The sequence below is a fragment of the Phenylobacterium koreense genome (assembly GCF_040545335.1).
In the GTDB taxonomy this organism is placed as follows: domain Bacteria; phylum Pseudomonadota; class Alphaproteobacteria; order Caulobacterales; family Caulobacteraceae; genus Phenylobacterium; species Phenylobacterium koreense.
Map to the genome: position 1 here is coordinate 796111 of NZ_JBEPLU010000002.1, position 25813 is coordinate 821923.

Annotated in this window: 15 protein-coding genes and 2 pseudogenes; 4 read left to right on the forward strand and 13 right to left on the reverse strand. The window is 67.2% G+C overall.

Annotation, left to right across the window (positions count from 1 at the left end):
• Nucleotides 1–91: 91 nt before the first annotated feature.
• Genes cydX through ABID41_RS15795 form a run of 3 tightly spaced genes read right to left on the reverse strand, consistent with a single transcriptional unit; the run spans nt 92 to nt 2941 of the window.
• The gene (gene cydX, locus ABID41_RS15785; RefSeq protein WP_331927718.1) at nt 92–205 is read right to left on the reverse strand and encodes a cytochrome bd-I oxidase subunit CydX; all 114 of its coding nucleotides are present in this window, start codon (nt 203–205) and stop codon (nt 92–94) included.
• 10 nt (nt 206–215) lie between these two features.
• Nucleotides 216–1364, reverse strand: coding sequence for a cytochrome d ubiquinol oxidase subunit II (gene cydB, locus ABID41_RS15790; RefSeq protein WP_331927716.1), 1149 nt, complete (start codon nt 1362–1364; stop codon nt 216–218).
• Between the two features lie 11 nt (nt 1365–1375).
• Complete coding sequence (locus tag ABID41_RS15795) at nt 1376–2941, reverse strand: cytochrome ubiquinol oxidase subunit I (RefSeq protein ID WP_354298026.1); 1566 nt, start codon at nt 2939–2941, stop codon at nt 1376–1378.
• A gap of 174 nt (nt 2942–3115) precedes the next feature.
• Here ABID41_RS15795 and ABID41_RS15800 point away from each other — a divergent pair, with 174 nt between their 5' ends.
• From ABID41_RS15800 to ABID41_RS15810, 3 genes are all read left to right on the forward strand, one after another.
• On the forward strand, nt 3116–4651 hold the full coding sequence (locus ABID41_RS15800) for an ATP-binding cassette domain-containing protein (protein ID WP_354298027.1): 1536 nt from the start codon (nt 3116–3118) through the stop codon (nt 4649–4651).
• Nucleotides 4648–6282, forward strand: coding sequence for an amino acid ABC transporter ATP-binding/permease protein (locus ABID41_RS15805; RefSeq protein ID WP_354298028.1), 1635 nt, complete (start codon nt 4648–4650; stop codon nt 6280–6282). Before ABID41_RS15800 ends, ABID41_RS15805 begins: the two co-directional genes overlap by 4 nt.
• A gap of 381 nt (nt 6283–6663) precedes the next feature.
• Nucleotides 6664–7053, forward strand: a complete 390-nt coding sequence (locus ABID41_RS15810; protein ID WP_354298029.1) for a DUF302 domain-containing protein — start codon at nt 6664–6666, stop codon at nt 7051–7053.
• 38 nt (nt 7054–7091) lie between these two features.
• On the opposite strand, the pseudogene ABID41_RS15815 reads toward ABID41_RS15810, so the two are convergent.
• Together ABID41_RS15815 and ABID41_RS15820 are read right to left on the reverse strand one after the other, a co-directional pair.
• Nucleotides 7092–7514: pseudogene (locus ABID41_RS15815) on the reverse strand (Na+/H+ antiporter NhaA); the annotation flags it as partial.
• A 451-nt stretch (nt 7515–7965) separates the two neighbouring features.
• On the reverse strand, nt 7966–8241 hold the full coding sequence (locus tag ABID41_RS15820) for a hypothetical protein (protein ID WP_354298030.1): 276 nt from the start codon (nt 8239–8241) through the stop codon (nt 7966–7968).
• A 223-nt stretch (nt 8242–8464) separates the two neighbouring features.
• Here ABID41_RS15820 and ABID41_RS15825 point away from each other — a divergent pair, with 223 nt between their 5' ends.
• Nucleotides 8465–8683, forward strand: a complete 219-nt coding sequence (locus tag ABID41_RS15825) for a hypothetical protein (RefSeq protein WP_354298031.1) — start codon at nt 8465–8467, stop codon at nt 8681–8683.
• 196 nt (nt 8684–8879) lie between these two features.
• Here ABID41_RS15825 and pyrF read toward each other — a convergent pair whose 3' ends face one another.
• From pyrF to ABID41_RS15865, 8 genes and pseudogenes are all read right to left on the reverse strand, one after another.
• Nucleotides 8880–9719: an orotidine-5'-phosphate decarboxylase gene (gene pyrF, locus ABID41_RS15830; RefSeq protein ID WP_354298032.1), complete on the reverse strand. Its 840-nt coding sequence runs from the start codon at nt 9717–9719 to the stop codon at nt 8880–8882.
• An 86-nt stretch (nt 9720–9805) separates the two neighbouring features.
• Nucleotides 9806–10315, reverse strand: coding sequence for a transposase (locus ABID41_RS15835; RefSeq protein WP_354298033.1), 510 nt, complete (start codon nt 10313–10315; stop codon nt 9806–9808).
• Nucleotides 10316–10709: 394 nt separating this feature from the next.
• The gene (locus ABID41_RS15840; RefSeq protein WP_354298034.1) at nt 10710–21113 is read right to left on the reverse strand and encodes an autotransporter-associated beta strand repeat-containing protein; all 10404 of its coding nucleotides are present in this window, start codon (nt 21111–21113) and stop codon (nt 10710–10712) included.
• 358 nt (nt 21114–21471) lie between these two features.
• Nucleotides 21472–22887: a tetratricopeptide repeat-containing sulfotransferase family protein gene (locus ABID41_RS15845; RefSeq protein WP_354298035.1), complete on the reverse strand. Its 1416-nt coding sequence runs from the start codon at nt 22885–22887 to the stop codon at nt 21472–21474.
• Nucleotides 22888–22892: 5 nt separating this feature from the next.
• A pseudogene (locus ABID41_RS15850) lies at nt 22893–23108 on the reverse strand (transposase); the annotation flags it as partial.
• A 292-nt stretch (nt 23109–23400) separates the two neighbouring features.
• Nucleotides 23401–23589 carry a hypothetical protein gene (locus ABID41_RS15855; RefSeq protein ID WP_354298036.1) on the reverse strand — a complete coding sequence of 63 codons (189 nt, stop codon included), beginning with the start codon at nt 23587–23589 and terminating at the stop codon, nt 23401–23403.
• A gap of 536 nt (nt 23590–24125) precedes the next feature.
• Nucleotides 24126–24851 (reverse strand): RES family NAD+ phosphorylase, encoded by a 726-nt coding sequence (locus ABID41_RS15860; RefSeq protein ID WP_354298037.1) that lies wholly within the window; start codon nt 24849–24851, stop codon nt 24126–24128.
• The gene (locus ABID41_RS15865) at nt 24848–25261 is read right to left on the reverse strand and encodes an MbcA/ParS/Xre antitoxin family protein (RefSeq protein ID WP_354298038.1); all 414 of its coding nucleotides are present in this window, start codon (nt 25259–25261) and stop codon (nt 24848–24850) included. Before ABID41_RS15865 ends, ABID41_RS15860 begins: the two co-directional genes overlap by 4 nt.
• Nucleotides 25262–25813: the final 552 nt, after the last annotated feature.

A 25813-nucleotide genomic window follows, 5' to 3' on the forward strand; every position in this document is an offset into this window, starting at 1 on the left:
CGGCGGGCGGCGCGGAACCCGTCACGGCGCTTGGCCGGCCGCGCGCCACTCTGGTAGCCGCCCGTCTCCCGACCGGCGACGGCGGGCAGCTTCAGGCGCCGTCTTCTCCCTCGCGATCGGCGAGATGGAACTCGTGCCACATCCCATTGAGGATGCCAAAGCTGACGGCCAAGCCCAGGCCCAGGACCCACGCAAAATACCACATACGCCTCTCCTCAGTAGAGATCGGGGTTGGTGGTGAGCGCGCCCACCGTCGAACGGCCCCACATGACCTTGAAGGCCCAGGCGGTATAGGCCAGCACGATCGGCAGAAAGACGATCGTCACCAGCAGCATGATGAAGAGCGTCATGTGGCTCGACGAGGCGTTCCACACCGTAAGACTGGACCGCGGATCGATACTGCTCGGCAGAATGTACGGGAACATCGAGAGCCCGACGGTGGAGATTATGCCGAGGGCGGCGACGGAAGAGCCGAGGAAGGCCGGGGCCTCGCGGCCGGCCCGAATCCCCAGGAGGGCGCCCGCCATCCCGAGGAACCCAGCCGCCGGCGCGATCCACATCCAGGGATAGACGCCGAAATTGTCCAGCCAGGCGCCTGGCGCGGCCACGGTGCTTGAGCGGAGCGGATTGGAGGCCCCGGCCAGGTCCGCAGCGCCTTCCAGGCGGTAACCGAGACCGCCCAGTGCGGCGAAGGCGTATCCCGCTGCGAAGAGGATCATCGCCGCGAGCGCACTGATCGTGCCGAAGGCCCTCGCCCGCTCACGGACTGGGCCCTTCTCGGCCTTCAGCGTCAGCCAGGCGGCTCCGTGGGTCACTAGCATAGCCACCGAAAGCAACCCACTAAGCAGCGTAAACGGCGTGAAGAGGCCGAAGAAACCACCCTCATAGGTCGCGCGCAGATCGCTATCGAGGCGGAAGGGAATACCTTGCAGGACATTGCCGACCGCCACGCCGAACACCAATGCCGGTGCAAATCCGCCGACGAAAAGCGCCCAGTCCCAGCCCGCACGCCAGGCCTTCGATGGCCGCTTGGAGCGATACTTGAACCCCACCGGCCTAAGGATCAGCGCCGCCAGCACGGCGAACATGGCCAGATAGAAGCCGGAAAAGCTGACGGCGTAGACGAACGGCCAGGCCGCGAAGATCGCCCCGCCCCCGAGGATGAACCACACCTGGTTGCCTTCCCAGGTCGGTCCGATGGTGTTGATCACCATGCGCCGCTCGCCATCGGTTCGCGCAACGAACGGCAACAGCGAGGCCACGCCGAGATCGAAACCGTCGGAGACGGCGAAGCCGATGAGCAGGACGCCCATAAGGCCCCACCAGATGACCCTGAGGGTCGGGTAATCGAGAGGAATGTCCATGTTCGGATGTCCTATTGGGCCGCCAGCCGGGCGGCATCGTCGGCCGTGAGCTCAGGGTGTTCGTGCTGAGCGTAGGGCCCGCGGCGGATGGTGCGCACGATCAGGCTCACCTCGATGACCGCGAGCGTTCCATAGAGGACCGTGAACCCGATTATCGTCATCCACACCTGGGCGGCGGTCAGGCTGGATGCGCCCAGGAAGGTGGGCAGCACCCCCTCCACCGCCCAAGGCTGGCGACCGAGTTCGGCGAGCGCCCAGCCGGACTCCGCGGCGATCCAGGGGAGCGGCATCATGGCGACGGCTGCCCACAGGAGCCACTTCGTCTCGTATCGCCGCAGGGAGGCGATCACGAACGCGGCGGCGAAGACCGCCACCTGCAGGAACCCGATTGCGGCCATCAGGCGGAATACCCAGAACATCACCGGGACATTGGGCACGGTGTCCCACGCCGCCTTCTGGATCGTCGCGCTATCGGCTGTCCTCGGGTCGGCGACATAGCGCTTGAGGAGCAGGCCATAACCCAGGTCGCGCTTGGTCAACTCGAAAGCCTGGCGGGCCTCCAGGTCGGACGGGTCGGCCTTCAGCCGCTCCAGGGCGTCATAAGCCTTCACCCCGCTTTCGATGCGCGTTTCGGCGACCGCGACCAGCTCGAAGATGCCGGCCACTGGCTTGTCGATGCTGCGGGTGGCGATCAGTCCCAGGACGTAAGGGATCTTGACCTCCGCGTGGGTCTTGCGGTCGGCCAGGCTGGGAATCCCAAACGCAGTCAGTCCCGCCGGGGCCGGCTCGGTCTCCCACATCGCCTCCAGGGCGGCCAGCTTCATCTTTTGGTTGTCGGTCAGCGCATAGCCGCTCTCGTCGCCGAGGACGACGACCGATAGCGACGAGGCCAAACCAAAGGCCGCAGCGACCGCGAAAGAGCGCTTGGCGACCTGAGGCCACTTGCCCCACAGGAGCATGAGCGCCGAGACCCCGAGCACGAAGGCCGATGCGGTCACGTAGCCGGCGCTCACGGTATGGACGAACTTCGCCTGGGCGACGGGGTTGAAGAGGACCTCACGGAAGCTGGTCACTTCCATGCGCATGGTTTCAGGATTGAAGGCCGCGCCGACCGGATTTTGCATCCAGCCGTTGGCGACCAGGATCCAGAGCGCCGACAGATTGGAGCCGAGGGCCACCATGAATGTGACGGCCAGGTGCCCAAGCCTCGAGAGCCGGTCCCAGCCGAAGAACATGAGGCCGACGAAGGTGGCCTCAAGGAAGAAGGCCATGAGGCCCTCGATGGCGAGCGGCGCGCCGAAGATGTCGCCCACATAGTGCGAGTAGTAGGACCAGTTCGTCCCGAACTCGAACTCCATGGTTAGGCCGGTGGCCACGCCGAGCACGAAGTTGATCCCGAAGACCGTGCCCCAGAATCGCGTGATCGTTCGCCAGATCGGGCGGCCGGTCATCACGTAGACGCTCTCCATGATCACCAGCAGGAACGACAGTCCCAAGGTGAGGGGCACGAACAGGAAGTGGTACATCGCCGTGAGGGCGAACTGGAGCCTCGAGAGCTCAACGACACTCATGTCCATGACACGACCTTTTAGCTTGGCATCCCGACCAACGCGGAGCGCATCATTCATATATGCTAAGATGCGCAAATACGCGATTAGATTACAATGACCGCCACGGACAACGGAAAAATCCAAGCAGCCTTAAAGTCCTGGGGTCGGGCCGCACATGCTCCCCTTCCCGGCTTGACCGCCTTGACCCTCGTCAATTCGGCGGCCGCCGCCGGCTTCGCGGCGGGGCTGGCGCTGTTCCTGACGACCCGCTCGCCCGCTGCGCTGGGACTGATCATCGCAGCCTTGGTGGTGCGCGGCGCCGGCTCCTGGGGCGCCGCCCGGCTGGCCGCGCGCCATGCGCGCCGGGTCACCAGCGCGCTGCGCAGGCAGGCCGTGGCCGCGACACTCAATCGGCGCCGCGGTGCGAACCGCGCGGTGGGCGAAACCCTGGCGATCGCCATCGACGAGGTCGAAGCCCTGGACGGCTATTACGGTCGCTTCGCGCCAGCGGCGCTGGAGGCGCGGATCGCCCCGATCGCGGTCGCTGCGGCTGCGGCCCTCGCCAGCCCGGTCGCCTCAGCGATCATGCTGGCGACCATCATTCCCCTCATCGCCGCTCTCGCCCTGGCCGGAGGGGCGGCGGCCTCGGCCTCGCGCGGGCAGTTCGCGGCGCTCAGCCGCCTATCCGGCCACTTCGTGGATCGCATCCGCGCCCTGCCGGTGATCCTGGCCTTCGAGGCGCAGTCGCGCGAGACGCGCCACGTCGCCGTGGCCGCCCAGGAGGTGAGCGGCCGCACCCTGCAGGTCCTGCGCATCGCCTTCATCTCCACTGCGGCGCTTGAGTTCTTCGCCGCCCTGTCGGTAGCGCTCGTGGCGGTCTACTGCGGCTTCGCCCTCTTGGGTCTGCTGCCGTTCCCGGCGCCGGAGGCCCTTGATTTCCGCCGCGCCTTCATCGCTCTGGCGCTGGCCCCGGAATTCTATGCTCCGCTGCGCCGCCTTGCCGGGGCCTATCATGAAAAGCAGCTCGGAGAGGCCGCCGCCGCTCGGCTGACGCGGCTCCTGAAGGACGTCCCCTCGCCGGCGGCGCCGGCCGCGCGAGCGCTCGCGACGGCTCCGCAGGTGCGGCTGCAAAGCGTCTCACTGCGCCTGGGCGACGTCACCGTGGGCCCAGTGGATGCGGTCATGCCGGCCGGGCGCGTCACGGCCGTTGTCGGGCCGACGGGGTCGGGAAAATCGTCGCTGCTCGCCGCGATCCTGGGGCTCGAACCGGTCCAAACCGGAATGGTGCGCCTGGAGGGGACGACCGGCGACTTGTCCGCGCCAGCTTTTGAGACCGCCGCCTGGGCCGGGCAGACGCCGGTCTTCCTGCCCGGATCGATCCTCGACAACCTCAAGGCCGTTGCTCCGGGCGCCAGCTGCAAAGACGTCATGGACATGGTGGAAAGGGTCGGTCTCGCCGCCGCCATCTCGGCCCGGCCCGCCGGCGTCGAGACCGTGCTGGACGAGCGCGGATCGGGCCTGTCGGGCGGCGAGCGGCGGCGGCTGGCCCTCGCGCGGGCGCTGCTCAAGCCAGCCCCGCTCCTGGTGCTCGACGAGCCCACCGCCGATCTAGACGCGGCCGCGGAGGCGGAGATCATCGCGATCATCCGGGCCGCGGCCGGGTCGCGCACCGTGCTCGTCGCCACTCACTCCGAGCAGCTGGCTGCTGCGGCCGACCAGATCCTGAGGCTGGAATGAAACGCCGCTCGCCCATCGACGCCTTTCTGCGTGATCAAGCCCGTCGCCGACACGGGGATCTCGCGATCGCTGCGATCTCGGGCGCGGCCTGGGGGACGGCCGCGACGCTGATGCTCGGCCTGTCGGGCTGGTTTCTGGCCGGCGCCGCCATGGCCGGCGTGGCCGGTCTCGTGGCAGTCCAGGCGTTCAACTACCTGCTCCCCAGCGCTGGCCTTCGCGCATTCGCCATCGTCCGCACGGTCGGGCGTTACGGTGAGCGCTTTTTTTCGCATCGTGCGGCCTTGCATGCCCTGGCTGCCTTGCGCCCGGCGTTGTTCGCGGGCATCGCCGCCCTGCCCCCAGGTCGAGCGCTGGCCCTGTCGAGCGGCGAGGCCTCAGCCCGGCTCGTCCAGGACGTCGACGCGGTCGAGACGCTCTTCGTGCGTCGCTCATCGGCCTGGACGGCGGCGGCTTCGACGCTCGCCGGGGCCGGCGCGATCTTCCTGGCCTCACCGCCGGCGGCCGCCTTCTTCATCACCGGTATGGCCGCGCAGGTCCTCGCCCTCCGAAGCATGGGCGCGGCCCTGACCGCCGCGCCGTCGGCCGAACAGCTCACGGCCGCAGGCCGCCTGAAGGATGCGCTGGGCGCCTATGTTCCGGCGGTCGCGGAGTTGCGCTGCTTTGGTCTGATGGAACAGGCGATCGACGCGGTCATGGCGCGCGACGAGGAGCTGTCGGCCGCGGTCCGCCGGCGGCGCGACGCCGACGCGATGCTGGACCTTGTACAGGCCGTACTGGCCGGCCTAACCCTGGTGGGCGTAGCGGCGCTCTCGGCTGACGCGAGCCTGCCGCTTGCCGCCTTGGCCGTACTCTGCGCCTTCGCGGGCCTGGAGGGAATCGCCGGGCTCGTCCACGCCTCGCGCGAGCAGGGCGGCGCATCGACGGCGATCGCGCGGCTCAATGCGACCATTTCCGATCCCGTAGGTCCTGATATGGCTGAAAGTAAGGATCGTGCGCGCCTGGTAGGCCGTTTGCAGATCGATGGCCTCGCCCTGCGGCCGGGCGAACGGCTCGCGCTCGTCGGCCCGGCCGGCGCCGGCAAGACCACCTTGATGGAAGCGCTGGTCGGTCTGCGGGCCGCGCCCCCGGAACGGCTGCTGATCGATGATCGTCCGGTTGAGCTCGACCATCCAGGCTGGGCCCGGGCTCTGTTCGCCTATGCGCCGCAGGACGCCCAGCTTCTCACGGGATCGGTCGCCGACAACCTGCGCCTCGGGGCGCCTGACGCCGATGAGGCGGCGCTCTGGCAGGCCCTTTCCGACGCGCAGCTTCAGGCGCGGATCATGCAGCTTCCTCACGGCCTCCACACCTGGATCGGCGATGGCGGCGAGGTGCTCTCGGGCGGCGAACGCCGACGCTTGGCGCTCGCCCGCGCGCTGTTGCGCCCTGCGCCCTGGCTGCTGCTCGATGAGCCGACGGAAGGTCTGGACCCCGCGACCGAGGCCGCCGTGGTCGCGGCGCTCGATGAGCGCCTTTGCAGGACCGGCCAAGGCCTCGTCCTGATCAGTCACAGGCGCGCGCCGCTGCGCCTTACACCGCTGCAGATCGATGTCCGGGGCCATCAGTCCGCAAGCAAACGCCAAGCACCGTAGGCGGCGAGCTCAAGAACGAGGCAGGCGAACAAGCGACGCGCCAGCAACATGTGGCGAGCCATGAGCGGAACGCCGCACGCGCCAGGCCTTCCGCCGTCGAGGCTGCTGATCACGAACAGGTCCCTGCGCGCTTCAGCCCGCTTGTCCCGACCTCGCAGTGAGTTCGCCCCCAGCGCTATCGAGATGAGACGCTGCAGCTGGCGAACGGATCACCTGGATCAGCGCCCCTTTTCGATCATATCTGAAGCGCTGGCGGGGAGTTCAGCGCCGCACGCGAACTTCGCTATGGCGGGGCTCGGCGACGTTTGATTTGAGCTTGCTCAATGCCAGCCCGCTCGATGAGGCTCAGCCTGCTATAATCGACGGCGTCAGGAGTGATGCATGAGCTACTATTTCGCCAAGAAGGTGGCCGGTGGCTTCGATGAGGTCGTCTCCGCCACGCGGCAGGCGCTCGCCGCCGAGGGGTTCGGAGTCATCAGCGAGATCGACGTTCAGGCCACACTGCGGGCCAAACTCGGCGCGGACTTCCGGCCATACCTCATTTTGGGGGCCTGCAATCCCGCACTGGCGCACCAGGCGCTGCTGATCGAAGACAAAGTCGGGACAATGCTTCCCTGCAATGTTGTGGTTCAGGCCCTGCCTGAAGGCCAGGGCGTCGAGGTCGCCGCCGTCGATCCGGTCGCTTCGATGAGCGCCATAGCCAATCCTGATTTGCGTAATGCGGCCTTGGCCGTGAGCAAGAAGCTTCAGGCGGTCATCGCCCGTCTCTGAACAGGTCGCGCCAGGCTCAAAATGACAGCATGCGACCTGGACCGGGGGACACACGGGCCCAGCAGAGCCACGACGCCGAGTGCGAAGAAGATGTCGGTCGCCGTAGGAATGCCCCAGCCGCGGAAGGGCGAGCGGATCGGCCGCGTTGACGGACGCCCAGATGAGGCCTGGCGCCACCGCCGGCCGCGGCGATGCAGGGCAAGGCCCGGTTGGCCCATCGTGCGAGTGGGCCGTCGAGCGCCTCGCGTTTTATCTCCAGGCCCACCAGCAGGAAGAAGACCGCCATGGATGCTCATTCCCGCCAAATCTGCGTTCAGGAATGCTTCGTAGGCGACCGACAAAGGCGAATTGGCGATGATCAACGCCGTTGCCGCCGCTCCCATGAGCATCCCGCCTGAGGCGCCGCTATCGAGAAAATCACGAAGGACGGACAGCCGTCGCGTTCCGATCACGTCGGGCATTCGAGCGAAATCGACCACATGCCTTGGAGAGGGCGTGAAGCAATCTGGCCACCTGGCCGGGACGCGGCGCCCATTCGCATTCGCCCCCGTCTGGCGGCCCCCCTCGACGTCCGGGAGGATGATGGAGCCGATATCCCAGTCTCGCTTCAAGGCCTGCGCCAGTTCCACCGCCCCTCGCCGCCCCGTCGGCGGCGAGGCGACAAGGGCGATGGTCACCGGGTGCTGGGCGGCCATGGCCGGCGCCATCCTCGCGTCAGCGGCCGGCCCGACCACGCCATGGCCATTGGTCGAGAGCCGCTCCAACAACTCGACAGAGGCGGCCTCATTGCTGCAGATCAGCAGAACAGCTTCCGAGCTCAAAACTCATCCCCCGTCTCAACTTCACGCCAGGCTCCGTCGTAGGCCGATGAAATCCTGGACGTCCTCTGACATCGCCGTGACGCCATCCCGCTCAACGGGCAAGTCTCAGATCCTGCAGGTGCTTGGCGCCGAGTCCTGAAAGATCCAGCCCGCTCGGCCGTTGGAACAGGCGCAGTGAAAAGGCTGGCATGGTAGCGATCAGGTGATCGAATATATCGCCCTGGATCTGCTCATAATCGGCCCAGGCGGTGGTTGCGGTGAAGCAGTAGATTTCCAGCGGCAAGCCAGCTTCGGTCGGCGCGAGTCGCCTGACGATGAGGGTCATATCTTTAGAGATGTCCGGCAGACTTTTCAGATAGGCCAGCACATACGCCCGGAAGGCGCCGACATTCGTCGGCCTGCGGGCGTTGACCTGGTCGACCGCCCATCCGGGCCGGGCCGAGTTCCAGGCATCGATTTCCCGCGTCTCGTCGTCGAGATAATCCTTCAGTACGGCGATCCGGCTGAGGTCGGCTCGCTCGGATGTCTCAAGAAACCTGGAACTTTCGGGCCTCGCCTCTCGTCAACGCAGCGACAAGGACCGCCGGCAGGTGAGGCTGCAGATCACGCCCAAAGGGCTGAGCGTGCTCGAGGCAGCGCCCGATCTCCTGCAGCAACAGTTCAGCGAGCGTTTTGCGCGACTGCCGAGTTGGGAACAGGCGATGATCTTGGCGTCGCTTGAGCGGCTGGGCGCTATGCTGGGCGCCGGCGATATGGACGCTGCGCCCCTCCTTGACGCCGGAGCCATCGACCGGCGCGATCCAGGTTAGAGCCTCACTCTGGCCGATGATCACGAAAAGAAGGACGTTCCGGAGGGCGTCACGGGGTCGCTCCCCTCATCAGACCGCCTGCGCGGCCGTTTAAGCGGTCTGCTCATTCGCCCCGGGCCCGCTGCTGAGGAAACCATGACGCCGCGGCGGGACGCGGACCTATGAGACGACCCGCATCCAGGAAGAACTCGACGGCTCAAGTGGCTGCGCCGCAGTTCGACCAGGCCAAATCACGATAACGATCAATGGCCTCGCCAAGCGACTTGGCGCTGGGCCCCCGCCTCAGGACGTCGCGCGACACAGACGGGAGGACACGACCGCGAGCTCTTGCGAACTTGCGGCCGACTTCCTGCAACTCAGCTCCCTGCGCGCCGACGCCCGGCGCAAGGATCAGCGTGTGCGGGAGCCGCTCAAGCAGCTTCGTGGACTCCCAGCCGATCGTGGCGCCCACGACGGCCCCTACAGCTCCAGCCATCCTGGTGTGCGCGGCGACCACGTCGTCGGCGAGCGCCTCGGTGAGCGTCCGTCCATCATCAAGCCGCGCGGACTGCAAGGCGCGCCCCTCGGGATTGGAAGAGCGGACGACGACGAACACCATCGAGCCGGAGGCGGCGGCTTGGTCGAAGACTGGATGCAACGCCTCGAAACCGAGATATGCGTTTACGGTCATCGCATCGCCGCCAAAGCCGCTGCCTTCGCCCAGCATGGCGGCTGCATAGCCCATCATGGTGCCGGCGACATCGCCCCGCTTGGCGTCGATCAGGCTTAGAACGCCTTGTTCACGTAGGCGCTGGCAGACCTCGGCGAGCTGGGTCATGCCTGGTGGGCCAAATCGCTCGAAGAAGGCCGCCTGGGGTTTGACGACCGCAACCCGGTCACTGACGGCATCGAGAACGACATCGCAGAAACGGCGCAGGCCAGCGGCGTCGCTCGGCAATCCCCAATGGGCGAACACGTCTTCCGACGGGTCAAGACCGACACACAGCGGCGAGCGGCGCTGGGCCAAGTCAGCAAAACGTTCGGCGAAGGTCTGCATCGTGAACTCCCTTAGCGGGTCACCCTGCATCTCATCGGCAGCGTGTTGCGGCAAACGACATTAGTGAGGCAGCTTGTTCAAAAACTTCACATACGTCTGCTGTGTGGTCCGGCGCGCGGCCGCGCCAGGTGCGCGGCGAAGGCTTCGGGATCGGCGAGATCCGCCAGATCGCCGAAGAAGCTCAGGCGCCCGCGGGCGTAGGCGGCGGCGAGCTTCTCCAGGAAGAGCCGGCGGAAGAGGCGTGAGCACGCGCACAGGCAGGAAGAAGCCCTTGCGGCAGGCGATCCAGCGTTGGTCGACAGTCCGCCGCCCAGGGCGATGCAGTGGACATGGGGATGGTGGGTCAGCGCCGAGCCCCAGGTGTGCGGCACGGCGATGAGGCCGATGCGGGCGCCCAGGCGCTTCGGATCGACGGAGATGGTCGTCAGCGTCTCGGCGGCGGCCTTGAAGAGCAGATCGTAGACCACGGCCTTGTTCTGGAACGCGACGGCCGCGACCGGGGCCGGCGGGGTGAAGACCACGGGGAAGTAGGCGGCGGGCAGCAGGTCCGCGCCATGCTGCGGCCCGGCCTGCCGCCGCCGTCGCCTCCAGGCCACGGCGCACGACCGGCCGCGCTCAACGCCGCCGACCACCTCGAGGGCCGCCCGCTCACCTCGCGCCGCCGCCGTCCAGGCGGCTCGGGCGAGCGCCTGCGAGCGCCCTTACGGGCCCAGACGCGAGCCGGCCAGGCCCCAGCCCCAGCCGTAATCCCCATAGCCGCGCCAAGCCGCCCCGGCGCTCTGCCAGCTGACCGCGGCTTCCTCCCTTGAAGGCTTCCGAACGCCGACCCATCAGCCGGCCCAATCTCATGCGCGAGGGCCGGCATCCGAAACCCTCAACAGGAGCAGAAGTTGGTCTCAGGGCTGAGAAGCAGACCTACGAGTCCGGCGCAGAACGATCTTCGTCACTTCGGCTTTCGAGAGGCGGCCGGGCGGCCGCCTCTCGATCACGCTAGAACCGCATCCGGAAGCCAGCCGTTCCCGAGACGGCGTAGCTGTCGCTGACTCCGGAGAGCGGGGTCTCTGCCGAGGCTTCTCCATAGACGAGATAACGGCCGGCGCCCCAACTGTAGCTGGCGCCCGCGGCCAGACCGCCCCAGGTGCGCTCGGCGCGATTGGCAAGCGGCGTTCCTGAAACATCCACCCGCGAACCGTCGAGGAACTCGTGGGTGAAGTTGACGAGGCCGTAGATCCGCCCTTCTCCGCCCGAACTCGTGACGGTCCAGTCGCGGTCGAGCGCGAGGCCGACCCGGGCCATCAGGCTGTCGCCCTCGTCGGCGGCGACCCTCGCCCCGAGCGGATCGACGAAGCCGTCGAAGTCCACCGTGGAATAGGTGAGCTGGGCCTGCGGCGTGAAGCTGAACGCGCCGGCTGCGGCCATGGTCTTGCCCGCCTCAACGGAGAGGGCGTAGCCCTTTCCGTCGACGTCTTCGGCGCGATCGCCGAGGATGCTCGAGCGCAGGTCCGTTTCGAACCAGCTGGCCTGAGCCTGGGCGTCCACATAGGCGCCTTGCGCGTCGGTCCAGGTCAGGGTCGCGCCGAAGCCCAAGGCCTGGGCGTCCAGCGATCCGCCGCCGAAGGGCGAGCCGACCGAGGTGCTCGCCTCGCCATAGTGGGCGGTGAGTCCCCCGACCAGACGACCGCCCGCCACATCGTCGGCAAGCGCCTGATCGATCCCGAACTGCACCTTCCAGCGATCTGTTTGGAGCTTAGCGTTCGTCGTGGAGACCGCGGGTTCGATCTTCACGCGCCCACCTTCCATCCGCCCCCAGACGCTTGCGCCTGCTTCGCCGGACCATTGCCGTGCGCCGACCCGCTGACGCATCGTCGACAGCCCGTTCAGGGTCTGAAGGGTCTGAGCGTAGGCCTCGTAGACCGGTACGCCCGGCTGATAGAGCGTAAGCTGAGGCTCGCCGGCCTCGACGGGCGCGCCCGGCTCGCCGGCCGGCCCATCCGGATCGGCCGGCCGCGGCGGTCCAGCGGTCTCGTTCACATTGGAGCGCAGTTTCCAGTCGCCGCCTTGGGCGTCCTGCCGAAGGACATAGGCGTAGGCGCCCGCCACAAGGGCGTTCTCGGCGCCCAGGCGGAAGTCGCCCTTGGCCAGCGTGAAGACCCCGTCCGACGCACCCTGGACGTCGACCACCAGGATGCCGTTCCTGGTCCGAGCCCCCAGGCCGCCGAGATTGGCGACTTCCACCAGCGTCGAGCCGGAGGTCGAGCCTGCGACCACCAGACGATCGGCTTGCGAGTCATCGGCGCCGAGCACGGCTTCGATCTGCAGGGTCCCGCCGCGGCCTTCATAGTCGCCGGCCACCGTAAGCGTCCCAACGCTGCCTCCCGGGGCGACGATCCCTCCGGCCTGGTTGAGGAGGGAGCCGATCTGGCCGTCGCCGCTGAGCCGGCCGTCGTCGAAGACCTCGACCGCGCCACCGAGCTTGCCGTTCACGCCCAGGGTTCCGGAACGTACGTCCGTGCGGCCGCTGAAGGTCGAGCTGTCGGCGCTCAGGGTCGTGACGCCGGCGCCGGTCTGCGCGATGACGCCGCCGCCGCTGATCACGCCCGTGAAGGCCAGGTCGTCGGCTCGGTGGAAGGCGAGGCGCCCGTCGTTCCGGACGTCGCCCGCGATCGAGCCGACTTCGCCGCCGTCGCCAAGCTGCAACGTCCCGCCGCTGATTCGCGTGCCCCCCGCATAGTCGCTATCGCCAGTCAGGACGAGCGTCCCCGCGTCGGTCTTGTGCAGTTGACCCGCGCCGGTGAGCGCCGAACCGATAGTGGCCGTGAAGGCGCCGCCAAGCGCGGTCCCGTCCCCAACCCGCACGATGGATTCGGCAGCATCCAGCGAGACGGCGTCGCCCAGCAGCTGGTAGCCGTCCGAGGCGAACTGCATGCCGCTGACGCGGATCGGTCCTTCGGAAACGTCCACCGTGACCTTGCCCGCCTCGGCCGCGAAGATCGCATAGCTTGCCGGGGTGAAGGCGCCGTTGGCCTGTCCGGTCGGCGTGGTCCAGTTTGAAGGCGAGGCCCGCCAGATCCCATCGCCGCCGCTGACGACCTTGTCGCCGGCCAGGCCGTGATCACCGTCCCAGAAATTGTATTGCGAAGGAGGCTCGCCCGGGCCGCCCGGCTCGCCAGGTCCCGGGCCGGGTCCGGGCCCCGGACCTGGCCCGCCGCCTGGCGGCACGGCGCTGACGATCAGGTTCACCTGCTGGGCGATAGAGGTCTGGATCGTTCCGTAATTGGACGGCAGCGCGCCGATGTCCAACGTGTTGTCCGTGAGCCCGCCCGTATAGTCGATCAGCCGGTAGATGCCCGGCCCGAACGCCCCGCCGGCGCTCTCGGCGACATTCAGCGTGCCGTCCAGGGTGAGGTCGCCGCCCACGACGATCAGGTCGTTCAGCGCCCCGCCCGGCGTGCCCGCCTGCCCCAGTTCCATGGCCAGGATGGCGTCGGAGGTCAGGAGCAGGTCGCCGTTGATGTTCAGCTGTCCGTAGGAGAACCCGGGCGCCAGGGTCCCGCCGGCATTCACCGTCACATCCCCGCCGATAATGCCGTTGCCCTGGAGCACGCCGCCGTCATTGACGAAGGTCGCGCCCGTCGCGCCCGACTGGTCGCCGCCGATCACCAACGTCCCGCCGCTGACCTTGGTCTCGCCCGCGTAGGTGTTGTTGCCCGAGAGGAGCAGCGTTCCGGCGTCGGTCTTCACCAACCCGCCGGGGCCGTCGAGGTTGGCGTTGATGAGCGCGGTGACGGTGGCGCTATTGGCAGTGCCGTCCCCGACCCAGATGTTGGATTCAGCCGCGGTCAGGTTGAGGGCGTCCCCGCTGAGCTCATAGCCCGTAGCCGCGAACTGCATGCCCGAGACATTGATCGGGCCGGCCGTGGTCGCATCGACCGTGATCACGCCGCCGGTCTTGGTGAAGACAGCGAAGGCGTCGTCGGCGAACGGCGCGTTGACCGACCCGTCGGCGAGCGTCCAATTATCGTTGCCGCCGGCGCCGCCGCCCTGCCAGATTCCCGATCCCCCGGCGATGTCGCCGTCGTTGCGGCCGCCCGCATCGCCATCCCAGATATTCAGGGCCAGGCCCGCGGTGTTGACCAGGTTGACCTGGTTATCAACCGAGGTCTGCACTGAGAAGGTCGCGCCCGCCGGCTGCGAGCCCAGGGTCAGGGTTCCGGTTCGGGTCCCAGCGTAGTCGATCACCCGGTAGAGACCCGGACCGAAGCTCGGGGCGCTGGAAGCGACGTTGATCGTCGCCCCACCGAGCGAAACGTCGCCACCGACCTTGACCAGATCGTTGAGCGCGCCGCCGGGCAGGTTGGCCTGGCCGAACTCGTAGGCCAGGGAGGTCGTGGGGTCCGTCAGGGTAAGATCGCCATTGATGGTTAGCGTGCCGGGCGCGCCAGCCGTGCCGCCGGGAGCGAGCGTGGCGCCAGCCGCCACCGTCACGTCACCGCCGACGGTTCCCGACCCGCCCAGGGTCCCGGCCGAAACGGTCGTCAAGCCGGTGGCCGCAGACTGGTCGCCGTTGATCAGCAGCGCACCGTCCGAGACGGTCGTCGCGCCGGAATAGGTGTTGGCCCCGGTGAGAATCTCCGTGCCGGCCAACGACTTCCGCACCTGTCCGCTGCCGGAAATCACGCCATCGAAGGTCTGCACCCCGGGATTGTTGAAGATCAGCTGCCCATTGTTGAGGACGTCGCCCGTGATCGAGCCCGCCGCGGCGCCGTCGCCGAGGATCAGCGCCCCGTTCGAGATCGTCGTGCCGCCGGAATAGGTGTTGGTCCCGGTCAGGCGAAGGATCCCGGCCCCGCCCTTGGTGAGCTTGCCGACGCCCGTGATGGCGCCCGAGACCGTGGAGCTCACGCTGGGTGTAATCGTGCCCCCGGCCGCCCCCAACGTCACCGCGCGTCCCAAGTTCATATTCGAGGTAATCCGCAGGGTCCCGCCGTCCAGGGTGAGTCCGCTGACCGCGGCGCCGAGGTTGGCGTCCTGCGAGATCTGCAGCACGCCGCCGTTGACCAGCGTGCCGCCCGTGTAGGTGTTGGTTCCGCCAAGGACTAGCGTCCCGTCGTCGACCTTGACGAGTTGGCCGCCGCCCGAGAGCACGGAGTTGATCGTCGCGGTCATGCCCGCGCTAGCGGCCGTCAGGTCGCCGACACGGATCGGCGTCTGGCCCGCGGCCAGGGTGAGACCGGCCCCGGCCACGGTATAGCCATCGACCGCGAACTGGATCCCAGACACGCCGACCGCGCCGCCGGCGCCATCCACCGTCACCAGCCCGGACGCACCCTGGAACACCGCGAAGGCGTCCGGCGCGAAGTCGCTGTTCACCGAGCCGGCCGAGTTGGTCCAGTCATCGGCGGCGCCGCCCAGGCGCCACGTACCGGCTCCGCCGGTGATAGCGCTGTCGTTCTTCCCGCCAGTCGGCCCATCCCAGAAGTACAGCGTCTGACCGGCGGTGTTGACCAGGTTCACTTGGCCGGCCACCGACGTCTGGACCGTTGCGCTCGCGCCGCCCGGCAGCGTTCCGACGTTCAGGATGTTGTCGGTCAGGGCACCGGCGTAGTTGATCACCCGGTAGACGCCGGCGGTGAAGGCGCCGCCCGTCGGCACGGCGACGTTGATCACGCCGTCGAGGGTGAGATCGCCGTTCACGACGATCAGGTCGTTGAGCGGCCCACCGATCACATTGGCCTGGCCAAACTCCATGTTCAGCGCGGAGCTGCCGTTCAAGACCAGGTCGCCGTTGATGGTCAGGGCGCCTGGACTATTACCCGGCGAGATCGCGCCGCCGTTCTGCGCCAGCACATCGCCGCCGATTACGCCCGAGCCGCCAAGCGTCGCACCGCCGTACACCGTCGTCAGGCCCGTGGCCGCCGACTGGTCGCCGTTGATCCGCAGCGTGCCAGCCGTGACCTCGGTCGATCCGAGGTAGTTGTTGTCGGCGGAAAGCACCGTCGTCCCGGCGCCGATCTGACGCAGCTCGCCGACGCCGGAAACAAGGCCGGAGAAGGCGTAGGTATTGTTCCGATTGAAGATGAAAACGCCGTCGTTCGTGACGTCTCCGACGATCGACCCGGTCGCGCCGCCTGCGCCCAGTTCCAGCGTGCCGGCGCTGATCGTCGTGCCGCCGGTGTAGGTGTTGGTCCCGGTCAGGGTCGTCTCGCCCGCGCCGAGCTGCTCGACCGAGCCGGTCTGCGAGATGACGCCGCCGTAGGCCAGGGCGTCGGAGCGGTCGAAGCCCAGAACCCCGAAATTGTTGACCGTCTGGCTGGCGATCGAGCCGGTCGTCCCGCCCGCGCCGAGCACCAGAGTTCCGGCGTTGATATTGGTGACGCCCGTATAGGTGTTGTTGCCGGTCAGAATCCACTTTCCGGCGGCGTTCTTGGCCAGCGAGGTGAGATTGGCGGCGGTTTGGTTGCCGATCGCCGCGCCCATGACGTTGTCGTCGGCATTCGTCCCGCCCAGCGAGACGACCCGCAGGCCATTGCCGGTGTAGGAGACCGCCCCGGTGTTGCCGAACACCACCGCGCCCGAGCCGGAGGACTCGATGGCGGTCGTCCCGACGCCGAGGGTGAAGCGGCGGTCGGTCGTATCGCCTGCGCCGGTGTAGCGCAGCGTGGCGCCGCTGCCGATCACCAGGTTCGAGGCGAGATTGGAGGATTGGCCGAGGCTGCTGGCCAGCCCGCCGTCGGCGAGCTTGTCCACCCCCAGCACGCCACCGGTGATCGAGGTGACCCCGGTATAGGTGCTGCCCGGGTTCGTGAGAATCCACGTGCCGAGACTGGTCTTGGAGAGGCCGGTCTTGCCGGTTCCGTTGTCGGTGAGCTGGAGGCCCAGCTTGTTATCCACCGTGCTGACGCCGGTCAGGGTCACCGTCTGCGTAGTATTGGGGCTGCTGAAGGCGATCGGCGCGGTGTTGGAGAACACCACCGCCCCCGAACCCGAGGCGTCGATGGCGCTCGTCGCCGAGGCGCCGAGGGTGAAGAGGCGGTTGGTCGTATGGCCCGTCCCGACGTAGCGCAACGTACCGCCATTGAGGATCAGGCTGGTCGCGTCTGCGGTCGAAGCGCCGATGCTGCTGGCGGCTGCGCCATCGACCAAGCAATCGACGGCTAGCACGCCGCCGTTGATCGTCGTCGCGCCGGTATAGGTGCTGTTGCAGCCCGAGAACTGCTGGACGCTCCCGCCGGCCTTGATGATCCCGCCGATCCCGCTGATGACGCCGGCATAGTTCGCCGCACCGCCTACGCCGCTCGCATTGCCGCCCGGGGTGATGGTGAGCGTGGTGGCGCCGAGGTCGATGTCACCGACGCTTGCCGCGTTGGCGCTCACGGCGCTGTCGTCGATCCAGCCTACCGAAACCGCCGAACCGGCGACTGAAGACAGGTCCAGCCGCGTGCCGGCCAGGCCCATTCGCACGCCGCCCGTTCCGAGGGCGCTCTGCGAAAGGACACGGAGCGTGCCGCCGTAGACGTTCGTGCCGCCCACATAGTTGTTGGCCCCTGACAGCACCAAGACGCCGTCGCCGTATTTCGCGAGGTTGCCGGCGCCGGTGATCGTTCCGCCGATCTCGAGGGTCGTGCCCGCAGTCTGGACATTGAGAGCGCCGTTCCCTTGGAGCAGCATTCCGCGATCGATGGTGACGCTTCCGCCGGTATAGAGCAGTGTTGCGCCATTGAACGTGAGGTTGGCTGGCTCCGCGCCGGAAGCGCCGATGCTGCTGGCTTGCCCGCCGTTGGCGAGGCAGGCGACAGAGAGCGTTCCGCCCAGAAGGGTCGTCGGCCCAGTATAGGTGCTGTCGCAGTTCGCAAGGGTCTGGGAGTTGGTGTTCTCCTTGCGCAGGCCGCCAGAACCGTCGATCGTTCCGTTGAAGACCGCGTTCGATCCGCCGAGCGTTAGCGTCGCGCTGCCCAGGATTACATTGCCGCCCGCCGCGCCGCCTCCGGAAAGGCCGCCGATCTTGTTGTCGAGCCCGGCGAGGTCGAGAGACACCCCCGCCGTATTGGCGAGCGTCATGAGGTTGAAGCCGCCGAACGCTTGGGTCGAACCCGCGCGCAGGATGCCTGCATTGACCACGGTCGGCCCGGAGTAGGTGTTGGCGCCCGCCAGGACGAGCGTGCCCGCGCCCTCCTTGGTCAGGGCGCCGCTCCCAATCGCCACGCCACTGATGGTCAGCGTCGTGGCGGCCTGCTCAACGCCGATCTTGCCCCCGTTCTCGAGGGTGAAGCCGCGATTGGTGCTGGCGGTGGCGGCCGTGTAGGTGAGCTGCCCGCCGGTCTCCAGCACGAGGTTGGACGAGGCCGCCGACGAGCTGCCGATGCTGCTGGCCTGGCCGCCGTCGGTGAGGGTGCTGACGGCCAGGGCGCCGCCGCCGACACCGGTGATGCGGGTGACGCCGACATAATCGTTGGCGGCGTTGGAGAGGACCAGCGTGCCGGCGCCGGTCTTGGTCAGGCCTGCATCATCGGGGCTGGTCACAAGGCCCGAAAATTCGATGGTGCGGGTGGCCGCGACCTCGATCTTGGGATCGCCCGCGCCGCCATTCACCAGAGTGAAGCCACGATTGGTCGAAGCGTCCGAAGCGCCGGTCCAGGCCAACGTTCCGCCCTGAAGAACGAGATTGGCGGAGGCCGAGGACGACTGGCCGATGCTGCTGGCCGCGCCGCCGTCGGCGAGATTGATGATTTCCAGTCGCCCTGCGCTGAGCGTCGTCGCGCCTGTATAGGTGTTGGCGCCGGTAAGCAGGACGCGGCCGGTTCCACCCTTGGTGAAACCTGTGGCGCCGCCGTTGTCGACGATGGTCGACCCGATAGTGAAGAGGCCTCCACCGTTCTGCTGGACGCCGAGCACGCCGCCGGCGGCGCCTTGCAGGGACCCTCCATTGATCGCCTGGCTGAAGTTTCCGACCGAGGGCGCGACGATGATCGTCCCGTCGACGCCGAGGACGTCGCCCGGGGCCACGTTGACGTTCGAAGCGGCGGCCTCAGTGAATTGGAGGCCGCCAAGCTGCATGCTGCCGGGAAGCGTGCCGAAGTAGCCCTGGCCGTCGCCGTCGCTGTCGGAGATGAATTCACCCGCCAGCCAGGTCGCGACCTCGTCCTTGTCCGTGTAATCGGTTTCGGCAAACGGAAGGATTTCGCCGGCGACGACCTTGGCGTAGTCGGTCCCGTTGACCGTCGCCCATCCGCCCAGGCTGGTGTTCGACGTCGTGATGCTCCCGCTTGTCGGCAGAACGAAATTGACCAGTCCGCTGGTGCGGGAGATCGCGCCCAGGCTGAGGTCCACGCTCCCGCCCACACCGGACTCCACGGAGATGGTGTTGGCGCCCGTGGCCACGGTGGTGCTGGCGAAAGTCTGCTCGTTGGCGCCGCCGGCCGCCCCGGTCACCAGCAGCTTGCCGCCCGCTAGGCTCAGGGCTGAGCCGCTAGCGATGATGTTATTCGCAGGCGCGCCCGCCGCGGCGAAGTTCAGAGCCAGCGTACCGCCCCCGATGCTCGTCGGGCCGGCATAGGTGTTGGCGCCCGTGAGCGTCAGCGTACCCGTGCCGAGCTTGGTCAGCCCGCCCGCGCCGGTAATCACGCCGGCGTAGTCGCTAGCCGAGGTCCCGTCCACGGTCAGGGTGGACAGAGGGTTCGCGCCCAGGACGATCGAGCCGCCGGACCCGTGAAGGTCCGAGGCCGCGATGCTGAAGCCGTTCAGGTCAAGGACGCCGCCATTGACCGTCATCTTGCCGGTCGTGCCGAAGGCGGAGGCGCCGCCGGCCCGCAGCGTGCCGGAGGTCACAGTCGTGCCGCCGACATAGGTGTTGGCGCCGCTTAGCACCCAGGCCCCGGCGCCGTCGCTTACCAGATCGCCGGCGCCGGAGATGACGCCCGAGAAGGTGCTCTCGCCGCTGAAGGAACCACCGAAGGTCAGGGAGTCGGCCACTCCTCCGGCCACGAAGGCGAGGCCGCCGCTGAGCCCGAGCGCGCCGGTCCCGTTGTTGGCGAGCGAGGCGACGCCGTTGACGGTCCAGCCGCGGTCGCTGGTCGCCGCCGCCCCCATATAGCTCAGCGTCCCAGCGTTCAGAACCACTGTCGAGCCGGCGCCCAGCGAACTGTTCTCGCCGGCGTCGGCGAGGGTCGCGACCTCGACAAGGCCGCCGATTCCCGCCGCCCCAGTGAAGGTGTTGGCCAGACCCGAGACTGTGATCTTGCGACCAGCGCTGGCTGTGAAGCTGAAGATCCCGCCGCTGAGAACGCCGTCGAGGCTGACGTCCCCACCGATGGCGCGGATCCCGCCGCCAACGGAGATATCCATGTCGCCGGTCAGATTGAGCGCGCCGGCGCCCTGGTTGTTGAGGTAGGCGCCGTTGCCGTTGAAGTCCCAGTTGCGATCCGAGCTGTCGCCATCGCCGGTGTAGACGATGTTGTCCGAATACTGACTCTGCTGGTTGAAAACGATGGTCCCGGCCGTGGCGTCTGTCGGCGCACCTAGCGAGCTCGCCTCGCCCAGATTTCGAACCGATGAGAAAAAGGTGCTGCAGCTACAGCCGTTGTCGCCGCGGAAGATCGTTGAGCCCGTGTAGGTGCTGAAATCATTGGTGTACCGCACGCCGGTGCGCGAGTTGATGCCGCCGCCGCCGGTATAGAGGGCGCCGCCCGCGCCAGTGCCGCCTACGACGAGAACTGTTCCGGAGGCGATGTCAACGGCGCGGCTCGTAGCCGCGCCGTTGATAAGCAGGGTCGAGTTGGCCGTGACATTTATCGCATTGCTCAGCGCCCCCAGGGCGTTATCGTCGGCGGCGGAAAGCGTCCCGGCCGCGAGCGTGATCCCGCCGCTGAACGTGTTGGCTCCAGTCAAAGTGAGCGAGCCCGCGCCGCTCTTCACCAGACCCGCGGTCCCGGCGATCACCGAATTGATCGTCGTGTTGCTGAGCGTGTCGATCGTCGGCGTTGCGCCCGCTAACGTGAGCACGCCGCCGTTCAGAATCCAACCGTTGACCTTCTGGAAGGTCATGTTGTGGACAGTGATCGGCTGGGTGAGCGTGATCGTACCGGCCGTGGTCGTGGTGCCGGCGGCCGTGACGCCGAAGATCGCGTTGTCCAGCCCCGCGTTGTTCCAGACCTGGTAGGGGCCGAGGACGTCGCTGTTGCTCTGGGTCCAGAGTGGGCTGGTGGTGTTCCAGTTTCCGCTGCCGCCGCTGGCGGTCAGGGCGCCGTTCGCGTCCCAGTAGCGGGTGGCGTCCTGAGCCGCGGCCGGCAGGCTCGCCAGCGCCAGCACCCCGACCGAAACGCCACACAGCAGACGCCGATGACCGCGCCGGGCACGAAGATTGTAAGCTGCTACCGCCGCCGTCGCACCACTGGTCATGAACGTCCCACCACGCCAAACACCGGCCTTGCGTCCGCACTCGGCAGGGCCCGCGCGCGAACGCGGACTCGCCGACGGCCCACCGCCGTTACGTTAATCTACGGTTGTAAATCGCGGCGAAGCTGTAGTTGGGAGAGTGTGCAAACGACTAATAAAAAAGGTTAACATTGGCCGCAGATCGCCTTTCAACACGCACGCAGCCAGATAACTCCGCAATACAGAAGGTATATTGTTGAGCAATATTAGACAGATCGCGCGATAAAGTTGGTTAATCAGCCGCCATGTAAACAACTGTAACGTGCACAACCATGCGCCGTACGCAAATCCAGTCTCGAGCGGAGACAGACCTGGCCGTGGCTCACCGCGATTCGGGCGCCTGCGCTTCCAGACCTTGCTTGAGAGGGGCGAGCCACGACTCATAGCTGAGCCATCGATCCAGGCCGTCTAGATTGATCGGCCCGCGGACTTGCTGAGCGCTCGGGGTCTGCACCTCCCGTGGATTCTCGTGGAAGCGGAGGCACTCTGCCGCGAACGGCAAGCCGACATGATCCAACAAGCGCCGCGTCTCGCCCTCCAGGTCATCGACCAGGCGCTCGTACTGCACGTGATGGACCCGGCCAGGCGCCACCTCGTCGAAGTGGTCCATCGCGCGGACATAGTCGCGATAGTACCGGGCCAGATCGGGGAGCGTGGCCGGAAAGCTGGTGTGACGATTGAAATAGGTCGTGAAGCTGGAGAAGCAGCACGCCATCGGCTCGCGCCTGACGTCGATGATCGTCGCCTTTGGCAGGATGAGCTGGATGAGGCCCACGTGTCGCCAGTTGGCGGGCATCTTGTCGGTGAAGAACGGACGCTCGGTCCGCCGGCGGCGACCGGCCGCGGCCAGGTAACGCTCGCCGAGGGCCTCGGCGTCTGATCCGTCGGCCTCGGCGCCAGCGGCGGCCGCCACTTCGCCCAGTTCGGCCAACTCTCCTAGGCCTTCGACCAGCGGATGGCTGGCTAGGATCTGCTCGACCAAGGTGGAGCCCGAGCGCGGCATGCCAACGATGAAGATCGGATCGGGCGCCTGACAGCCCTGCCCCCGCCGCGCGTCGAGGAACGCCGACGTAAAGGTCGCCCTGGCCTGATCCACCTCTTTGTTCAGCAAGTCCGCGTCATAGGCGGCGAGGCCGCCCCGCAAGCTGTTGCCCGCCTCATAGTGCTGGAATGAAGCGGCGAACCGTCCCTGGTCTCCCAGCGCCTTGCCGAGAGCATAGTGCAGCTGCGTGCGGCTGAGGCTGTCGGCGACGCGGGGAAGCGCTTGCTCCATCGCGGCCACGTCCTGCGGATCGAGGCGCAGCGTTCGGAGATTGGCCAGTCCCAACCAGGCGAAGCCCTGGTTGGGATTCCAGGCGAGGGAATTTCGGTAGGCTTCGATCGCAGCCTTCAAATCTCCAACCGCAGCCAGGGCGCGGCCGTAATTCGTCCAGGGCAGAGCCGCCCGCGGCGCGCGCGCCAGCAACGCCCGGTGCGCGTCGAGCGCCTCTCGGAGACGGCCGTCGCCCTCGAGCACAGCCGCTTTCAAGGAAAGCGGCCAGACGGCCGCGGGCGTTCGTACGAGGGCCTCGTCGAGCAGCCTGATCGCCTCGTGAGCGCGGCCCAGGCGCATGAGAAGCGAGGCCAGATCAGCGTGGGCCTGCGCGTCGCCCGGCGCCAGCTCGACCGCGCGGCGAAGAAGCGCCTCGGCGGTATCTCCCTTCCCGCTCGAAGCGGCGGGACCGGCTAGCTGGCTCAAGGCTTAGACATCGTCGGACGCCTCCGCCGAACGCGACGCGCCTCTCGCTCGCACCTCGTCCCCGTCGCCTGCGCCCCGAACTGCATCATCCATCGTCGTAGCACCGTCTCGTGCAGGCCCAGATCACGGACCACAGCCCCGGCCGAAAGCCCGCTCGTGGCCACGCGTTCAACCGCCTCGCGCTTGAACGCCTCAGGAAATACCCGGCGGGTAACGCTCATCAGACACTCCTCTCCAGCTCCGAAGCTAGCATGTGTGTCCACCGAAACGAGGGAGGATCAATCACCCAGCGCTCGACCAACAGCACCGATTGCTCGACCTTGGCCTTGTCCCGCGGCTTGTAAGGCCGCACCGGGATCACACTGGTCCCATAGTGACGGGCCATGTCCTGGCAGGTGCGATTGATCCCCGGTTTTAACGGTCGGGATTGGTCACCGCGGCCCTGAGATTGTCGCAGACGATGATCGCCGGGGCCCCGCCCAGGAAGGCGAAGAGCCCCACGTGACAGCCGATCTAGTCCGCCAAGCCCTCGCTGGGCCGCGCCTCAGCGTAGACGTAGCTCGAAGCTCCCATGGCCGCGACGAAGAGCTTCATCGTCTGGACCAGCTCCGTCGCCGGATCGATGAGTTCCAGGGTGTCGCCGGCATAGTCGACAAACACTTTCTCGCCGGCCGCATGGCTCTGGCGCATGGTCGGCGACACCCGCCCCTTCCACGCCTCGTAATGCTCGCAGAGCCAGGCGTAGCCATAGCCCTCGGGGTGCTCGGCACGGTACTCCTGCCAGAGCAGGGACCTGTCACCCCGGTCCGGCGAAGCTCCTGATCGACATAGGCCAGTTCGGCTCCGGCGCGGGACCAGGGTCGTTTCGCAGGCCCCGGAAACAACTGCCGCTCCAGCACGGTGTCGGTCAGTTCCTCCGACAACGGCCAGCTTAATCCCGCCACCCGGGCATGCTGCAGGTAGTCGCCAACAGCTCCCTTACTGATCCCTAGCGAGGCCGCGATCAGCCGCGTGCTCAGGCCGTTCTCATGCTTCATACGTATTAGCTCGCGTATGCGTCGCATCGGCAACCTCTCGCTCGGCATCAGGCGCCCTGCTCAAACAACAGGGGCTTCCTACCCCGGTCAGATTGTCGGTCTCGCCTCCGTCCCCCCTCAAACGAGGGGCGCCCACGATGCCGTGGAATCCGTGCCCAAATCCCTCATTGTAAGTCCTGCAGGCCCGACGAAGCGCGCGCCTCAGCTCCCGTCTTCGACAATCCGGAACACCGCACCGCTCGCAGGCTCGCGGTAAAGGTCCACGCGCTCACCGTTCCAGTGATAGTCGAGATGCCGGCCCTGGACCGGATCCGACGCCAGATCCGGATAGAAGAGGCCCACACACTCGCCGCCCGGTCTGCGCACACTCGGATAGACCACACCCTCCGGTCCGGTCGCACGCAGGGCCACGCCAAGGCGGCGGCTCTCGGCACAGTCTTCCGGCGATAGGGCGGCGGCGAATTTCTCTGCCCCCCCGCGCAGGTCGTGCAGCTCAGCGTTCACGCTCAGGACGATCTCCCGGAACTGCGAGGTCCAGCCAGGCCGCTCACGCGTGCGGGCCATAAACCGGCCATGGTGATGGATGGTCTCCAGCAGCGCCACGTCGAACCGGTCGGCGGCGTAGAGCACTCCGAAAGTCCCGTCGCCGAAGCGGCTCGGCCGGTCGGGGCTGACATGGGTGAAGGGCGCCATCAGATAGCTGGCCCCCGGCCCTCCGACCCGCCGTGTCTCCGGCACCAGATCGAGATTTCCGACGTTCTCCATGAGCCGCGGATTGGTCTTCTGCTCGGCCGATAGCAGCAGGCCCCAGTCGGCCGGATCGGCGATGTCCTCGAAGAGATCGATCGGTGGGAAGACGCTGCGGATGATCCGCACCGCCCCGCGCCACGCAACCTGGGCGCCGGAGATCGAGGCGGCCTCGATCACCAGCCGCCGCGCTCGGCGTCGAGATAGCGCCTGACCCGCATGAGGTCGGTCAGCTCCCCGCCAAGCATCACCTCCAGGGCCGAGCGGCCGCCAAAGGCCGAATTGGGCGCATTGATCCAGGCATAGCCCCGCTCGGGCTCGCGGAAGATAATCCTCAGGGCCTTGTGCACGCCCATCAGGTTGGAGAGCCTGGCCCTTCCGTCCCTGTCGATGCGGCCCTGGTCCCCGGCCTTCCAGCGCCGATAGGAGCGCAAGGGCATATCCAGCAAGGTCGCGGCCTGCTCGTCGGTGATCTCCCAGCACCCGAAAAGATTGACCGCCGCGCGGAACATAGCGGCCGCCTCCTCGTCCGATACCGGATCGGGCCGGAAGGCGTGGACCGCCGTATCTATGGGAAGTAGAAGCGTCATCTCAATCTCCACATGGCAACATGTACAGAAAACACGGCCATATGGCAATGCGGCCGGAACTCTAGATACAACGGCGGATTGGAGCATGTCGCACGCGGCTCGGGATTGGCCGTCGCCGCCGACTTGGTGGGCTTCGGCGCGGTGTTGAACGCCAGGGAAGCGTATGAGGCGCGGCTCGTCGACGGGGTGGTGTCTGGCTGCTGGCGCCCGACGTCCGATGAGATTGCCGCAAAGACGCCGCTGCAGCCAGGAGTCCAAAGCGTGCAAGCGAGCGAGGCTCGAAGACTGGACGTTCGACTTGCTGAAGGAAGCCCAGTTAAGCCCTTTCCAAAGGTGAACCGCGCCGGGTTTGCCGATTGCGGACGTCAGCGACCTCACATCTCATATGAGTGCATTTGTAGCCGCGTTCAGTTCGCCGTAGTGAAATCCATCATCGGTCATTGCGTTACGTTCGCTCAGGAACGGAAGGCTTGCGTTTCACAAATTCACTATCGGAATGCGAAATGCACTTCCAGGACTCACAAAATCATCAGTGGAAAGTTCGCTTATCAC

Bases quoted from the DNA above. Each gene is read 5' to 3' on its own strand.
- ABID41_RS15795 (WP_354298026.1), bottom strand. From the start codon at position 2,941: ATGGACATGAGTGTCGTTGAGCTCTCGAGGCTCCAGTTCGCCCTCACG.
- cydX (WP_331927718.1), bottom strand. From the start codon at position 205: ATGTGGTATTTTGCGTGGGTCCTGGGCCTGGGCTTGGCCGTCAGCTTT.
- ABID41_RS15840 (WP_354298034.1), bottom strand. From the start codon at position 21,113: ATGACCAGTGGTGCGACGGCGGCGGTAGCAGCTTACAATCTTCGTGCC.
- pyrF (WP_354298032.1), bottom strand. From the start codon at position 9,719: ATGCAGACCTTCGCCGAACGTTTTGCTGACTTGGCCCAGCGCCGCTCG.
- cydB (WP_331927716.1), bottom strand. From the start codon at position 1,364: ATGGACATTCCTCTCGATTACCCGACCCTCAGGGTCATCTGGTGGGGC.
- ABID41_RS15805 (WP_354298028.1), top strand. From the start codon at position 4,648: ATGAAACGCCGCTCGCCCATCGACGCCTTTCTGCGTGATCAAGCCCGT.
- ABID41_RS15865 (WP_354298038.1), bottom strand. From the start codon at position 25,261: ATGACGCTTCTACTTCCCATAGATACGGCGGTCCACGCCTTCCGGCCC.
- ABID41_RS15810 (WP_354298029.1), top strand. From the start codon at position 6,664: ATGAGCTACTATTTCGCCAAGAAGGTGGCCGGTGGCTTCGATGAGGTC.